This window comes from Nocardia tengchongensis (genome assembly GCF_054781395.1).
Genome location: NZ_BAAGUM010000006.1, coordinates 2287214 through 2301886 on the forward strand (window position 1 = coordinate 2287214; position 14673 = coordinate 2301886).

General features: G+C 69.3%; 14 protein-coding genes. 7 read left to right on the plus strand and 7 right to left on the minus strand.

Going from position 1 to position 14673, the window contains the following annotated elements; all coding sequences use genetic code 11:
• Positions 1–93 precede the first annotated feature (93 nt).
• Positions 94–384 carry a 30S ribosomal protein S6 gene (gene rpsF / locus ACYVKL_RS21590; RefSeq protein WP_213558554.1) on the minus strand — a complete coding sequence of 97 codons (291 nt, stop codon included), beginning with the start codon at positions 382–384 and terminating at the stop codon, positions 94–96.
• Between the two features lie 172 nt (positions 385–556).
• Here rpsF and ACYVKL_RS21595 point away from each other — a divergent pair, with 172 nt between their 5' ends.
• On the plus strand, positions 557–1972 hold the full coding sequence (locus tag ACYVKL_RS21595) for a hypothetical protein (protein ID WP_379165496.1): 1416 nt from the start codon (positions 557–559) through the stop codon (positions 1970–1972).
• Here ACYVKL_RS21595 and ACYVKL_RS21600 read toward each other — a convergent pair.
• The gene (locus tag ACYVKL_RS21600; RefSeq protein ID WP_379165497.1) at positions 1874–2434 is read right to left on the minus strand and encodes a CGNR zinc finger domain-containing protein; all 561 of its coding nucleotides are present in this window, start codon (positions 2432–2434) and stop codon (positions 1874–1876) included. The genes ACYVKL_RS21595 and ACYVKL_RS21600 overlap by 99 nt on opposite strands.
• An 83-nt stretch (positions 2435–2517) precedes the next feature.
• On the opposite strand from ACYVKL_RS21600, the gene ACYVKL_RS21605 reads away from it, so the two are divergent.
• Positions 2518–3435, plus strand: a complete 918-nt coding sequence (locus ACYVKL_RS21605) for a DMT family transporter (RefSeq protein WP_379165498.1) — start codon at positions 2518–2520, stop codon at positions 3433–3435.
• Positions 3436–3470: 35 nt separating this feature from the next.
• Entirely contained in the window at positions 3471–4430 is a 960-nt protein-coding gene (locus tag ACYVKL_RS21610; protein WP_379165499.1) for a DUF389 domain-containing protein, read from the plus strand.
• Positions 4431–4498: 68 nt separating this feature from the next.
• On the opposite strand, the gene ACYVKL_RS21615 is transcribed toward ACYVKL_RS21610, so the two are convergent.
• The gene (locus ACYVKL_RS21615; RefSeq protein WP_379165500.1) at positions 4499–5608 is read right to left on the minus strand and encodes a DUF475 domain-containing protein; all 1110 of its coding nucleotides are present in this window, start codon (positions 5606–5608) and stop codon (positions 4499–4501) included.
• Between the two features lie 102 nt (positions 5609–5710).
• Positions 5711–6286: a TerD family protein gene (locus tag ACYVKL_RS21620; RefSeq protein ID WP_213558549.1), complete on the minus strand. Its 576-nt coding sequence runs from the start codon at positions 6284–6286 to the stop codon at positions 5711–5713.
• 216 nt (positions 6287–6502) lie between these two features.
• On the opposite strand from ACYVKL_RS21620, the gene ACYVKL_RS21625 reads away from it, so the two are divergent.
• Genes ACYVKL_RS21625 through ACYVKL_RS21640 form a run of 4 tightly spaced genes read left to right on the plus strand, consistent with a single transcriptional unit; the run spans position 6503 to position 12289 of the window.
• A complete protein-coding gene (locus tag ACYVKL_RS21625) occupies positions 6503–7705 on the plus strand; it encodes a hypothetical protein (protein WP_379165501.1) in 1203 nt (400 codons plus the stop codon).
• A 40-nt stretch (positions 7706–7745) separates the two neighbouring features.
• Complete coding sequence (locus ACYVKL_RS21630; RefSeq protein WP_379165816.1) at positions 7746–8957, plus strand: HpcH/HpaI aldolase/citrate lyase family protein; 1212 nt, start codon at positions 7746–7748, stop codon at positions 8955–8957.
• Positions 8954–11461: a phosphoribosyltransferase gene (locus ACYVKL_RS21635; protein WP_379165502.1), complete on the plus strand. Its 2508-nt coding sequence runs from the start codon at positions 8954–8956 to the stop codon at positions 11459–11461. Before ACYVKL_RS21630 ends, ACYVKL_RS21635 begins: the two co-directional genes overlap by 4 nt.
• Positions 11462–11464: 3 nt before the next feature.
• Positions 11465–12289, plus strand: coding sequence for an HAD family hydrolase (locus ACYVKL_RS21640; protein WP_379165503.1), 825 nt, complete (start codon positions 11465–11467; stop codon positions 12287–12289).
• 3 nt (positions 12290–12292) lie between these two features.
• Here ACYVKL_RS21640 and dhaM read toward each other — a convergent pair whose 3' ends face one another.
• The 3 genes from dhaM to dhaK are packed head-to-tail and all read right to left on the minus strand — an operon-like array spanning position 12293 to position 14633.
• On the minus strand, positions 12293–13018 hold the full coding sequence (gene dhaM / locus ACYVKL_RS21645; RefSeq protein WP_379165504.1) for a dihydroxyacetone kinase phosphoryl donor subunit DhaM: 726 nt from the start codon (positions 13016–13018) through the stop codon (positions 12293–12295).
• Positions 13015–13632, minus strand: coding sequence for a dihydroxyacetone kinase subunit DhaL (gene dhaL / locus ACYVKL_RS21650; protein ID WP_379165505.1), 618 nt, complete (start codon positions 13630–13632; stop codon positions 13015–13017). The genes dhaM and dhaL overlap by 4 nt, the downstream gene beginning before the upstream one ends.
• Complete coding sequence (gene dhaK, locus ACYVKL_RS21655; protein ID WP_379165506.1) at positions 13632–14633, minus strand: dihydroxyacetone kinase subunit DhaK; 1002 nt, start codon at positions 14631–14633, stop codon at positions 13632–13634. The genes dhaL and dhaK overlap by 1 nt, the downstream gene beginning before the upstream one ends.
• Positions 14634–14673 lie beyond the last annotated feature (40 nt).

The window sequence follows — 14673 nt, forward strand, 5'->3', positions numbered from 1 at the left end:
CTTTCCGGTGCAGTCCGCTATGCGCTCGCGTTCATCGGTCAGCCTAGAGACAGGGACCGACGGTTACGAGCGACGTCGCGGGAGGACTGGGTCTTACTTCTTGTCGGTACGCAGCACCTTGGTGCGCAGCACCGACTCGTTCAGTCCCAGCTGGCGATCGAGCTCACTCACGGTCGCGGACTCGGCGGTCAGGGTGACAACCGCGTAGATGCCCTCGGCCTGCTTGTTGATCTCGTAGGCGAGACGACGGCGACCCCAGATGTCGACGTTGTCGACCTTGCCGCCCTCGGACCCGACAACACCCAACATGTTGTTCAGGTTCGGGCCGACGGTGCGCTCATCCATCGCTGGATCGAGAATAACCATCACTTCATAATGACGCACGGACCTCATCACCTCCTGTGGACTGTGTACGGCCCACGGACTGTCCGTGGGCAGGAGGGTTCGTTGCGTCAGCAACCCGACAAGGCTACATGACCGGTTCTGAGCTGCGAAATCGGACCATTACCGGGATTGAACAGGCGAACATACCGGCCGGACACCTAGGGTGATGCGCATGCCGAATCGACCTGTCGTCAGCGCAGCGGCAACCCGCCGCCGCGATGCCGGCCGGTCGCTGATCGCGGTGCTGTCGACGCTGGTGTGCGGGGTCACACTGCTGCTCGCGTATGTGAACAAGGCGCGCTGCGCGGTCGGCCCGTTCGACGAATCCGGGCGCAGCGTGATCTTCGATGTGATCAAGGACTCGGACGTCTGCTATTCCGATATTCAGTACCTGTGGCTGGGCCGCGGAATCGATCACCACGTCTTTCCCTATATAACGGGCGGCATCACCCCCGACGGCCAGTTGACCGGCGGCGCGGTCGAGTATCCGGTGCTGAGCGGGCTGTTCATGTGGATCGGCGGCCTCGGCTCGCACACCGACGCGGACTTCCTGTGGCATTCGGCGCTGCTGCTGGCCCCGTTCGCCTTGCTGACCGCCTACCTGCTGGCCCGGATGGCCGGTCCGGCGGCGCTTTTGTGGGCGGCCGCGCCGCCTCTGGTGCTCTACGCCTTTCACAATTGGGAACTGCCGGTGGTCGCCACCGCGGTCGCCGCGTTCTATGTGATGACGGTGCTGACCCGATACTCCTTGCGGGATCGGGCGATCGCCGCGGCGGTGTTCCTCGCGATCGGATTCTGTTTCAAGCTGTATCCCGGCATTTTCGTGCTGCCGCTGCTGATCTACGTGCTGCTCGGTGAGCATCCCTTGCGGGAGAAGCGGTTCGATGTGCGCGGCGCGCTCATGGTGGCCGCGACCGCGATCGGCACGGTGGTCGCGATCAATCTGCCGTTCGCACTCGCCGGCTACGACGGCTGGCGCGCGTCGATCACCTTCCAGCAGTTGCGGCAGGCCGATATCACCACGAATTCCCTGTGGTACTGGGGATTGCGACCATTGTTCGGTCCCACCCAGGAGGCGGAGTCGACGTTCCAGGGCGTGGTGTCGGTGGCCTCGCCGCTGCTGGTGCTGGCCTCGTTCGCGCTGGCCTGCTGGCTGGGGGTGCGGCGGTATCGGCTGTCCGGGGTCTATCCGTGGATCGGGGTCAGCGGCGCCATGCTGTGTGGATTCCTGTTGTTCCACAAGGTGCATTCACCGCAGTACACGCTGTGGCTGATCCCGTTCCTGGTGCTGCTGGAAGTGCCGTGGAGTCTGGCGGTCACCTATCTGATGGCCGACCTGTGCATCGGTATCGGCGTCTTCCGCTACTTCTACGCGCTCGGCGCGGGCAACCCTTATCTGCTGGAGCAGAATTTGGTGCAGGTCGGCGTGTGGGGCCGGGCGGTGCTGCTGGCGGTGTTCTTCTTCCTGTTCGTCAACGCCGGGGCGCGGTCAGTGGGTCGCGTCGGTGTTCCGGGCCCGGAAAGCCTTGCCCTTGGCCCGGTTTCCGCAGACCGCCATATCGCACCACCGGCGCGAACCGCCGCGTGAGGTGTCCAGGTAGAGGCGGGTGCAGGCGTCTCGCCCGCATTCCTTGAGCAGGGCGCGTTCCGGGCCGGCGAGCAGTTCGATGGCCGATCGGGCGACCGCGGTCAACGCGGAATCGATGGTGCCGTCGCGGCGGACCCGACCGTCGGCGCGCAGTGTGAGCTCGGGCGCGTCGCCGTGCGCGTGCCGGTTGAGGAGCCGGCGGTCGGCGTCGGCGAGGGGGTCGCCGTGCAGGGTGGCCTGCATCAGTCGCCAGGCCGCCTCGCGCAGGCGTAGCGCGGGTTCGAGGGCGTCCGCGCAGTCCGGCGCGGTGTCGAGAATTCCGGCCGCGACCACCCATTCGCCCAGTTCGTCGGTGCCGGCGAGGAGTTCGCGGTAGGTGGTGCGTCGTTCCTGGGCCGTGCCGATGAAGTTCAGCGCGAGGTTGCCGCTGACGAACAGGTGCGGGTCGGCGAAGGTGGACATGCCCTCATCATAACCCCCTTGACAGGTTATGTGGCGCGGTGCAACCGTGGTAACCACATAAACCGGTTAGTGCTGGAGGGATCATGGACAAGCGGCTTCTCGACCTGGCGGGCCCGCCGGCCCTGATCCTCATGTGGAGTAGTGCGTTCATCGCCGGCATCATCGGCGTCGGCGCGGCGCCGCCGATGCTGGTGCTGTTCGCCCGCTTCGGCATCGCGGGCCTGCTGCTGATCGTCGTCGCGCTCGTGACCCGGGCCGTCTGGCCGCGCGGCAAGACCCTCGCCCACACCCTGGTGGCGGGCCTGCTCATGCAGATGGTGCAGTTCGGCGCGTTCTACACCGCCATGCACGAGCACGTCACCGCCGCCGTCATCTCGCTGGTCCAGGGGCTGAGCCCGGTGGTGATCGCCGTATTCGCCGGTGGGCTGGGCGAATCCGTGAGCGCCCGGCAGTGGCTGGGCTTCGGCGTGGGTGGTCTGGGTGTCGGGCTCGCGGTGCTGGACCAGCCCGCCTTCTCGCTGCCGGGCCTGCTGCTCTGCGTGGTCGGCCTGCTCGGCCTCAGCCTGGGCACCGTCTACCAGAAGCGCTTCACCCCGGCGATCGATCCGCGCGCCGGCACCGCCCTGCACGTGGCGATCAGCGCGCCCTTGGCGGGCGTGATGGCCTGGGCGGGCGGCGAATTCCACATCGCGGATCCGGCTCGCTTCGCCGGTTCCATGGTCTGGATGGTGCTGATCAACTCCATGGGCGCGTTCCTGCTGCTGAACACCATGCTGCAGCGCTGGGACACCACCCGCGTCAGCCGCTTCTTCTTCGCCATCCCGGCCGTCACCGCGGTCATGGCCTGGCTGTTCATCGACCAGCCCTTGCGGCCCTTGACGATCGCGGGCCTGGGCGTGGGACTGCTCGGCCTGGTGCTGGCGTCGCGGCGCGCCGCAGCCGTACCCGAGCCGAGCACCGTGGCGCAGCACCCGGTCTTGCGACAGCCCGTGCGGGCCTGACGGTTCCGGCGGTCCGCGGGCGGCAGACTGGGTGCATGCTGCACCTGCGGATTCTGGCCCCCGCCACCCTGACCGACGCCGTCCTCGAGGTACTCGAGGACGACGCGGTCACCGGACTGGTGGTGATCCGCGGCGCCTCGATCCGCCCGCCGGGCGATCTGATCACCGCCCAGCTCGCCCGCGAAGCCGCCAACGACATCGTGCAGCGCCTGCGTGAGCTGCGGGTGCACCAGGAAGGCAGCATCGAGATCGACCAGGTCGGAACCTGGCTGTCCCGCAGCGGTTTCGACGCCGAGGTGCGCACCCCGGGCAGCAGTGCGGATTCGGTGGTGTGGGCGCAGGTGGCGCAGCGCGCGTACGAGGAATCCGAACTGAACTGGACCTATCTGAGCTTCCTGACGCTGTCCATCGTCATCGCGAGCATCGCCATCGTCACCGATTCTCAGATCCTGACCGTCGGTGCGATGGTGCTCGGCCCGGAGTTCGGGCCGATCGCGGCGCTGGGTGTCGCCCTGGTCCGACGGCGTTTCGTGCTGCTGCGGCTGGCCTTGCGCACCTTGGTGTTCGGCTTCGTGGCCGCCATCGGTCTCACCATCGTGCTGGCGCTGATCGCGCGAGCGCTGGGCTGGATCACCGAAGCGCAGGTGACCGGGCCGCGTCCGGCCACCGCCTTCATCTACACGCCGGACAAGTGGTCGTTCATCGTCGCGGTGGTGGCGGGGGCGGCCGGGGTGCTGTCCATCACCTCGGCGAAATCTCTCGGTCTGGCAGGCGTTTTCATCTCGGTGACGACCGTGCCCGCCGCGGGCAATATCGCCCTCGGTGTGGCCATCGCCGACGGTACGACGGTGTGGGGCAGTCTCGCGCAGCTGCTGGTGAACATCGTGGGCATGGCGATCGCGGGCTGGCTGACGTTGTGGCTGCAGCAGGCGCTGTGGACGCGGGTGTCGGTGCGGCGGGCCAAACACCTGGCGGTTCCCCGTCGCATGGTGTGACAAACCGGTCACATGGAAAAGCCCGCCGTCCGGAATCGGACGGCGGGCTTCGTCATTCGAGTGCGAGGTCAGCTCAGGCTGGGCGACTTCTCCAGTTCGGGTTCCGCATCATCGGATTCCGCTTCCTCGCGCCGATTGCGGATGATGCTGGTGATGAACGCCGCGCCGATGAACGCCACGCCCACCAGGCCGCTGATCACCTCGTTGACGTGCACGCCGATGGTGATGAGCAGGATGACCGCCAGTGCGCCGATGGCCCAGAACGCGCCGTGCTCGAGATACACGTACTCCGAGAGCGTGCCCTTGCGCACCAGGTACACGGTGATGGAGCGGACGAACATCGCGCCGATCAGGCCCAGGCCCAGGGCGATCAGGATCGGGTCGGAGGTGATGGCGAACGCGCCGATCACGCCGTCGAAGGAGAACGAGGCGTCGAGCACTTCCAGGTACAGGAACAGGAAGAACGCGGCCTTGCCGGTGGCTTTCACCACTTCCGAGGGTCCGCTTTCCGCCCCGGAGTTCTCCTCGGTGTGGAAGAGCGATCCGAGCCCGTCGACCAGGATGTAGGTGATCACGCCGAGGATGCCCGCCAGCAGCACGGTGCTGCGGTCGTCGTCGTGGGCGATGAACTCGGCCGCGATGACGATGCCCGCCAGGGTGAGCACCACCGCGAGCATGTCCAGCTTGCCGAGCCGGGCCAGCGGGCGTTCGATCCAGCCCAGCCAGGTGACCTCGTGCTCCTCGAGGATGAAGTTGAAGAACAGCAGCAGCAGGAACGCGCCGCCGAAGGCCGCGATCTGCGGGTGCGCGTCGGTGAGCAGCTTCTCGTAGGAGGCGCTGCCGTCGGGGAAGGTGAGCGCGCCGTCGGCGGGCGGGTTCATGGCCAGGTCGAAGGCCCGAGTCGGGCTGAGCCCGGCCGTGATCCACACGATGGCCAGCGGAAACACCAGGCGCATACCGAAGACGGCGATGACCACGCCGACGGTCAGGAAGATGCGCTGCCAGAACTCGCTCATCCGCTGCAGGATGCTCGCGTTGATGACCGCGTTGTCGAAGGACAGGGACACCTCGAGGATGCCCAGGATGGCGCACAGCACCAGGGCCGTGGGACCGCCGTACACCAGCGCCGCGATCAGCGACAGTACGGTGACGAGGATGGAGAGGCCGAATATTCGCACCGCAGTGGGCCTTTCGTTGTGGGCCGGACACACGAAGAGGGCTCGTACGACCGAGCCCTCAACGTGTCGCTGGTAGATCGATGACGACGGTGGTCGCCGACGTCAGACGTTGACGCCGAAGTCCCGGGCGATGCCCGAGAGGCCCGAGGCGTAGCCCTGGCCGATAGCGCGGAACTTCCACTCACCATTGTTGCGGTAGAGCTCACCGAACACCATCGCGGTTTCGGTGGAGGCGTCCTCCGAGAGGTCGTAACGGGCCAGCTCGGCGCCGTTGGCGCGGTCCACGACTCGGATGTAGGCGTTGCGGACCTGACCGAAGCTCTGGCCGCGCGAGTCCGCGTCGTAGATCGAGACCGGGAAGAAGATGGACTCGACGGCCGGCGGGGTGCCGGCCAGGTCGATGTTGATGACCTCGTCGTCGCCCTCGCCCTCACCGGTGAGGTTGTCGCCGGTGTGCACGATGGTGCCCTCGGGGGACTGCAGGTTGTTGAAGAACACGAAGTGCTTGTCCGACAGCGCCTTCTTGTCGCCACCGGTCGCGATGGCGCTGGCGTCCAGGTCGAAGTCGGTGCCGGTGGTGGTCCGGATATCCCAGCCCAGACCGACTGCGACCTGGGTCAGGTTCGGAGCCTGCTTGGTCAGTGAAACGTTACCGCCCTTGGACAAACTGACACCCATTGCGGGGATCCTTCCGTTGTGAAGCGTTCGAAGCGTTTCTTGCTTAACGGCTTCGCCCACTGTTGAGGTTCCGCCGAGTCGACAGTAATGGTTTCCCCAAGCCTAGGGTAGGAATGGATCAAGACCATCCGGTCGACAACGGCCTGTCATATGACAGATTCACATACTCCATCGCCGCGGTCGCCGTGTTCGTCAACGGTTGCCTACGATCGGGGCGTGGCAGGCCGTCGAAGCGGATGGTTCCGGGCACCCCGGAACAACGAATGGGTGCAACAGGCCCGGCAGGTACTGACGGCGGCCTTCCTCGATATGGATCGGCGGCAGTCCATCGCCGAGGCCGCCGTCGCCGCGTCCGCGGCGCTGTTCCCCGAACGCGGCGCGGCCGCGCGCTGGGAACCCGTGCGCGCCCGCTGCTATGACGCCTCCGGGGTCTACCTCGCCCTCAATGACCGCCTCGAGCAGGTCGAACGCGAGGGCGCGGGGGTGATTCCGCAGCCCGAGATCGACGCCGTCGTCCGCCGGCTCACCGACGCCGCGCGCGCCGTCGACGACTTCTACCGCGGCGATCAGGCGCACCTCGAGCACGCGGTCGCGGTGTTCGGCTCGGTGCCGCAACTGGTCTCGCAGACCCGGGCCGACGCCCAGCGGGTGCGCGCGGCCGCCGACGCCTCACCGCACGCCGCCTACCCCTCGATCCGGCAATGCGCGGCGGCGCTGGATGAGGCGCTGCTCACACTCGAGGCCGCCGTGGCCGCCGGTGGTGGCGGGCCCGCCCGCGACGCCGCGACCCGGCTCGAGTCCCGGACCCGGGAACTGTCCAGAGCCCTGGAAGCCGCTCCCGGCAAACAGCATTCGGCGAACACCGCCCTCGCGTCGGCGGCCACCCGGCTCGACGCCGCCCGCAACCGGCTCGAACGCGTCGCGCCCGCCATGTCCGCGCTGCTGCGGGAATTCGCGGCTGCGTCATCGAACGATTTGGCCAACAATGAGCGACAAGCCCGGGAGGCCGTCGAGGCCGCCGACGCGGACCTGACCCGCGCCCGGGCCGCCCTGGCCGCCCACGACCCGGAGGACGCGCTCGACCTGACCACCACCGCCCGCGCCCGCCTCGCCACCGCCGAGGAATGCGCCGAGGCCGTCACCGACCGGCTCGCCCAACTCCGCGCGGTCCGCGAACAACCGGCCGAGCGCGCCAAGGCCGTTCGCTTCAAACTGCGCGACGCGCAGATGCTGGCGGTCAACAAGGGCGTCGTCCCGCAATGGGGTTCGGTGCTCGACGCCCAGGCCGAACGCCTGGACCGGGCCGCCGCGGGCCTGACCGGACGCCATCCCGACTATTGGGCCTACGTGTCCGAACTCGACGCGATCACCGCGTTCGTCGCCGGAGTCGTCGAACGCATGCGAAACACCGACAGATAGACCCGAAGTCACCAGGAGGACGGCCGCGACGATGACCGCGATGATCACCAGCGATACGGAGGTCGCACCGGTCTCCTTGCGGAAGCGCTTCCCGCTGCGGCATTTCCGGCAGGTGCCGGGCCCGGAGCTGCGGCGGCTGTTCCACCGCCTGCCCGAAGCCTTCGGCGGCTCCCGCGACCGGGACCTGCTGGCCATGGCCCTGGGCGCGACCCTGTACGTGCCGGCCACCCGGCCCGACCTCACCGCGACCATCCTCAAGCGCGCCGAACGCGGCGTGTGCTCGATGGTCATCGACCTCGAGGACGCGGTCCCCGACCACGCCGTCGAATACGGAAAATGGCAGGCCGCCGCCACTCTCGACGAACTGGCCGGCAGCGGCGAGCCGCATCCGCTGCTGTTCGTGCGGGTCCGCGACCCGCAGAGCATCGACGAGATCGCCGGCCGGCTCGGCGCCGGGGCGAGCGCGCTCACCGGCTTCGTACTGCCCAAATTCGACAGCGGCTGCGCGAGCGACTACCTGCGCGCGCTGGAGTTGGCATCGGAACGACTCGGCCGCACCGTCTTCGGTATGCCGGTGCTGGAGTCCCCCGCGCTGGTGCACCGCGAGACCCGCGACCGCGAACTGCGCCGCATCGGCGAGCAGCTCGCCCGGCACCGCGACCGCGTGCTGGCCGTCCGCATCGGGGCCACGGACATGTGCTCCACCTTCGGGATTCGCCGCGACCGCGACCTCACCATCTACGACGTGCGTGTGGTCGCCGACGTCATCGCCGACATCGTCAACTACCTGGGGCGAGCCGACGGCACCGGCTTCACCATCACCGGACCGGTGTGGGAGTACTTCGCCGACCACGCCCGCATGTTCCGGCCGCTGCTGCGCACCGCGCCCTTCGCCGAGGTGGACGCCGTCCCCTTCCGGCAGTCGCTGGTCAGCCGCGACATGGACGGACTGCTGCGGGAGATCACCCTGGACCGTGCCAACGGCATTCAGGGCAAGACCGTCATCCACCCCACCCACGTCGCCGTGGTGCACGCGCTGTCGATCGTCACCCACGAGGAGTACGCCGACGCCGCCGACATCCTGAGCACCGGCGCGGGCGGCGTCGCCGCCTCCGAGTACCGCAACAAGATGAACGAGATGCGCCCGCACCGCAGCTGGGCGCACCAGATCATGCTGCGCGCCCGCGTCTTCGGCGTCGCCAACCAAGGAGTCTCCTTCGTGGACCTGCTCAAGGCCCTGGTCGAATCGTGACCGCCGACCCCGCCCTACCCTGGGCCACCCGCGAACTCGGACTCACCCTCCACCACACCGATTCGGCACTGCCCGAACCCGATTGGCGGATCGAGGCCCTGGTCGAACCGGGGCTGCGCCGCAATCCCCGGCGCGCCCACCTGCTGGTCTCCACGGTCCTCGGCAAGCATCTGCCGACCGATCCGCACCGCGTCCTCGACGCGGGCAACCGGCTCGGCGACCTGGTGCGCGCGACACTCGCACCCGAAACCAGTGCGCCGCAGCGGAATCGGACCGTCGTGGATGCGGTGGTGCTGGGCTTCGCCGAAACCGCGACCGGCCTCGGTCACACCGTGGCCGCCCGTCTCGGCGCCCACTGCTACCTGCACTCCACCCGCCGGGACGTGCCCACCGCCGACACCCTCGCCGGCTTCGAGGAAGGCCACTCGCACGCCACCTCCCACCTGCTGCAACCGATGCCCGCCGCGGTCTTCCACAACGACCTGCCGATGGTGCTGGTCGACGACGAGATCTCCACCGGCGCCACCGCACTCGACGCCATTCGCGCCCTGCACCGGCATTCGCCGCGCACGCACTACGTTTTGGCGTCGCTGGTGGACATGCGGACCGACACCGACCGTCGCGCCTTCGCGGCGGCGGCCGCCGACCTCGGCGCCCGCATCGACACCGTCTGCCTGGCCGGCGGCAGCACGCAGCTCCCGGCGAACCTGATCGACGCCGTCAGCGCCCTGCCCGAACCGGTGCTGAACCCCGGCTCCGACCGGCGCGGCCGCTGCACCCGCGTCGACCTGTCCTGGCCGTCCGATGTCCCCGAGGGTGGCCGCCACGGCTTCCTGGGCTCCGACACCGCGTCCTTCGACGCAGCTCTGGCACAGGTCACAGACGCGCTGGCGCTCGAATTGGCCGCGATGCCAGAACCGGTGGCCCGCCGGGCGGACGACCCGCGCCCGGTGATCGTCATCGCCCATGAAGAACTCATGTATCTACCGCTGCGCATCGCGGCGGCCCTGGCCGACAAGGGAATTCCCACCCGATACCAGACGACGACCCGCTCGCCCGCCTATGTGATCGACCGACCCGGTTACCCGCTGCGCCGCGGATTCCGTTTCACCGCACCGGAACTCGGCGAGGAAGCGCCCCGGTTCCTGTACAACGCGCGCTGGCCGGAGTCCGAGCCGAGCCGGGTTGAGTGCGAGCCGCGCGCTGTCGATCCGATTCTGCTCGTGGTGGTCGACCACCCGGCCGACACCGAACAGCTGACCGCAGCGGGCGGACTCGTCGACGTGCTCACGGCCGCGGGCGAGGACGTCGTGGTGGCGGTACTGCCCGCCGCGGACCCGCGCGCGCTGGCTGCCGTGCGCGCACCGCTCACCCGGGCGACCGCCGGACCCGGACTGCCGGAACCGCTGCGCGGGCCGGACTTCGGGTCCTACGCGCCCGACGAGGTCGCCTGGCTGTTGACGGACCTGTCGGGGGTGGCGCTGGAAGCCGATGTGGCCGAGCGGGAACGGCGGATTCAGGCCGGGGTCGCGCACTACGCGGAATCGCTGCCCGTCGAGTACCAGCCGGACGCCGCTTACCGGGAGCTGTTCGACAAAGTGCTGGCCGACAGTGCGGAACGGCTGGCGCTGGCGGTGGGGACGGTGGCGGAACTGGTGGTCGCCGAGCGCGGGCACGGGATCGTGCTGGCGTCACTGGCCCGGGCCGGGACACCGGTCGGGGTGCTGATGCGGCGCTGGCTGGCGAGCCGGGGGATCGAGGTTCCGCACTACGCGGTGTCGATCGTGCGGGATCGCGGGATCGACGCCGCGGCCTTGGAATACCTGGCGCGGCAGCATGATCCGGCGCAGGTGGTGTTCGTGGACGGCTGGACCGGGAAAGGCGCGATCACCCGGGAGCTCGGCGCGGCGCTGGACGCGTTCCACGCCGCGGGCGGGGCCCGGTTCAACGGTGATCTCGCGGTGCTGGCCGATCCGGGCAGCTGCGTGCGGACCTTCGGCACCCGGGACGATTTCCTCATCGCCTCCGCGTGTTTGAATTCGACTGTGTCCGGACTGATTTCGCGGACGGTGCTCAATGCCGACCTGATCGATCCGGGACAGTTCCACGGGGCCAAGTTCTATCGGGAACTCGCCGACCAGGACGTGTCCAACCGGCTGCTCGACGCGGTGAGCGCCTGCTTCGAACAGGTGCGGCCGCTGGTGGACGCGCGGGTGCGTGAGCTGCTGGCCGCCGACCGCACCCCCACCTGGGCGGGCTGGGAATCGGTGGAGCGGGTACGCGCGGAGTATGGGATATCGAGTGTGAACTTCGTGAAACCCGGTGTGGGAGAGACGACCCGGGTGCTGTTGCGGCGGGTGCCGTGGCGGGTGCTGGTGCGTGAGGCCGACGCTGACGAGCACGCGCACATCCGCCTGCTCGCCGCGGCGCGCGGCGTGCCCGTCGAGGTGGTTCCGGATTTGGCATACGCCTGTATGGGCTTGATCAAAGAAGTGAAGGGGTAGCGGGTGCAGCAGCGCGGGCTGATGGTGGCGACCGATCTCGATCGCACGATGATCTACACACGAGCGGCCTTCGGCGACGCCGACCCGGACACGATGTGCGTGGAAGAGTATGAGGGACAGCCGCTCTCGTACATGACGGTCACCGCCGCCGAACGTCTGAAGGCCCTGGCCGAGACCGCGGCCGTGGTACCGGCCACCACCCGCACCATCGCACAGTTCCAGCGGATCCGGCTGCCCGGCGGGCCGTGGCCCTACGCCGTCACCAGCAACGGCGGCAGCATCCTGCGCAACGGCCTGCCGGACCGGCGCTGGCGCTCCGCCCTCGACGCCCGGGTGCGCGCCGAATGCGCCACGCTCGTCGAAGTGCGCGCGGAACTGCGTGCGCGCGTGGACGAATCGTTCGCGCTGCGCCTACGTGAAGCCGACGACCTGTTCTGCTACCTGGTCGTGGACCAGCAGCGACTGCCCGGGGACTTCCTCGCCGACCTGGACGCCTGGTGCCGTCCGCGCGGCTGGTCGGCCTCCCAGCAGGGCCGCAAGATCTACGCCATGCCGGCACCGGTGTCGAAAAGCCGAGCCGTGCTGGAAGTTCGACGTCGAATGCTCGACGCGGGCGAACTGCATCCGGCGTCCCGGCTGCTGGCAGCCGGCGACGGCTCGCTCGACGCCGACCTGCTGCGCGCCGCCGACGCCGCCATCCGGCCTCGGCACGGCGAACTGGAACAGCGGAACTGGCGGCACCCCGGAGTCGCGGTCACCGCGGCGGCGGGTATCGAGGCTTCGGACGAGATCCTCGACTTCTTCCTGGCGGCCCGGCCGTACGGGTAGCGGTCAATACTCGGTCAGGGAACGGACTTTCGACACGGCCAGTGCCGCGTCGGGACCGGTCGCTCGCACTTCGAGCCGGTGGCCGGGGAGGACGCCGAGCGTGAGCACGCGGGTCAGGCTGTCGCCCGGCACCGGTCCGGCGCCCGTGGTCGCGTTGCGGAGCTCCACCCGCGCATCGAAATCGCGCAGCGCCGTGACCAATTCGGCGGCGGGCCGGGCATGCAGGCCGTGCTCGCCCGTCACCTCGACTATCTCGACGACGGCCGAGTTGTCCACAGGTGCGGCACCTGTGGATGGTTGTGGATGATTCGTGACCCCGGCATCCACGGAATCGGCGAACCCGGCCCGCTTGGCGGCGAGGGCACCCTCGGCCTCGCGCGCCACGGTCTCCAGATCGGCTCCCCCACCGGCCGCGGCCAGCGCCGCTACCAGGCCCTCGACCAGCGGTGCCGCGGAAAGCCGCACCCGCACCGGGGATTCGAGCAGATCCAGTGCCGTCGCGGCGGACAGCACCGCGCTCCCCAGATCCATCAACACCAGCACGCCGTCCCCGGAATCGGCCGCGGTGATCGCCTCGGCCACCGCGACCGCATCGGTACCGAACTCCGCGGCGGACAGCCCGGCCGCGATCCGGACGGACACCCCCTGATCGGGCAGCAGCCCGACCGCCAACGCCACCGCGGCCTCGGCCAGCGCCCGGCTGTGCGAGACCACCACCACGCCGATCACCGGATCGCCGCCCGCGCGGCGAGCACCAGCAGCGCGGCGCTGGTGGCCCCCGGATCCTGGTGTCCCGCACTGCGTTCCCCCAGATAGGATGCCCGGCCCTTGCGCGCGACCAGTGGCGTCGTGGCATCGCGCCCGGCCGTCGCGGCGGAGACCGCCGCATCCAGGGCGGCCTCGGCCGACGCACCGCCCGCCACGCGCGTGTCGAGGGCGTCCGCGGCGGGAACCAGCGCGTCCACCATGGTCTTGTCGCCGGGCTCGGCCTTGCCCCGCGCGATCACCCCGTCCACACCCGCCCGGAAGGCGCGCGCGAAATCGGCGATGTCCGAGCCACTGCCGATGGCCGCCGCGAAACGCAGGAAGAAGGTGCCGAACAGCGGGCCACTCGCGCCGCCGACCGCGCGGATCAGCACCATCGCGGTCTGCTTGCTCACCTCGCCCGGCGTATCCGGGTGCGAATCATCCAGTGCCGCCACGACGGCCGTCATGCCACGCCGCATATTGATGCCGTGGTCGGCATCGCCGATGGCGGCGTCCAGTGCGGTCAACTCCGCCTCATGCTCGTCGACCAGCGCCGCGAAGCCGCGCACCCACGCGGCCGCATCGACCGCCGCCATCAGATGCCCCAGCGCAGCGCAGGAGTCCGTACAGGCGCGTCCCACAGTGCGGTCAATTCCTCGTCCAGCCTGGTCAAGGTGATCGAGCAGCCCGCCATGTCGAGCGAGGTCACGTACGGCCCGACCAGCGAGCGCTCGATGTGGATACCGTGCCCGCGCAGGATCCGCGACACCTCGTCGAACATCAGGTACAGCTCGATGAACGGGGTGCCGCCCATGCCGTTGAGGAAGCACAGCACCCGATCCCCCTGTGCGAACGGCAGATCCGCGAGGATCGGGTCCAGCAGCAGCACCGCCACATCGCGCGCGGGCGCCAGCGGCACCCGGCGCCGGCCGGGCTCGCCGTGGATGCCGATGCCGATCTCCATCTCGCCGTCCCCGAGTTCGAAGGTCGGATGCCCGACCGCCGGGACCGTGCACGAGGTCAGCGCCATGCCCATGCTGCGCGACCGCGCGTTCACCGTCTCCGCGACGCGCGCCACCTCCGCCAGCGGACGGCCCTGCTCGGCGGCCGCGCCCGCCATCTTCTCCAGGATCAGCGTCGCGCCGACGCCGCGCCGCCCGGCGGTGTAGAGGCTGTCCTGAACCGCCACATCGTCGTTCACCACCACCGCGCGCACCTCGGCGCCGGATTCGGCGGCGGCCAGTTCGGCGGCCATCTCGAAATTCATCACGTCGCCGGTGTAGTTCTTCACGATGTGCAGCACGCCGGCTCCGGCGTCCACGGCGGCGGTCGCGGCCAGGATCTGATCGGGCACCGGGGAGGTGAAGATCTCGCCCGGACAGGCCGCGTCCAGCATGCCGAGTCCGACGAAACCGCCGTGCAGGGGTTCGTGACCGGAACCGCCGCCGGACACCAGGCCCACCTTGCCCGGGCGCGGTGCGTCGTCGCGCACGATGATGCGTTGTTTCGCGTCTACCCGCAGCTCCGGATGCGCCGCGGCCATCCCGGCCAGGGCGGCGTCCACCACGCCGGCCGGATCGTTGATGAGCTTCTTCACCGAATTCTCCCCTCGGCAGGCCGGTTCGGGTCCCTGGGAG

What these genes read in the sequence shown, in the direction of transcription:
- ACYVKL_RS21600 (WP_379165497.1), bottom strand. Translation starts at nt 2,434, where the DNA reads ATGTCCACCTTCGCCGACCCGCACCTGTTCGTCAGCGGCAACCTCGCG.
- dhaL (WP_379165505.1), bottom strand. Translation starts at nt 13,632, where the DNA reads ATGGCGGCGGTCGATGCGGCCGCGTGGGTGCGCGGCTTCGCGGCGCTG.
- ACYVKL_RS21630 (WP_379165816.1), top strand. Translation starts at nt 7,746, where the DNA reads ATGATCACCAGCGATACGGAGGTCGCACCGGTCTCCTTGCGGAAGCGC.
- ACYVKL_RS21620 (WP_213558549.1), bottom strand. Translation starts at nt 6,286, where the DNA reads ATGGGTGTCAGTTTGTCCAAGGGCGGTAACGTTTCACTGACCAAGCAG.
- ACYVKL_RS21595 (WP_379165496.1), top strand. Translation starts at nt 557, where the DNA reads ATGCCGAATCGACCTGTCGTCAGCGCAGCGGCAACCCGCCGCCGCGAT.
- ACYVKL_RS21605 (WP_379165498.1), top strand. Translation starts at nt 2,518, where the DNA reads ATGGACAAGCGGCTTCTCGACCTGGCGGGCCCGCCGGCCCTGATCCTC.
- ACYVKL_RS21610 (WP_379165499.1), top strand. Translation starts at nt 3,471, where the DNA reads ATGCTGCACCTGCGGATTCTGGCCCCCGCCACCCTGACCGACGCCGTC.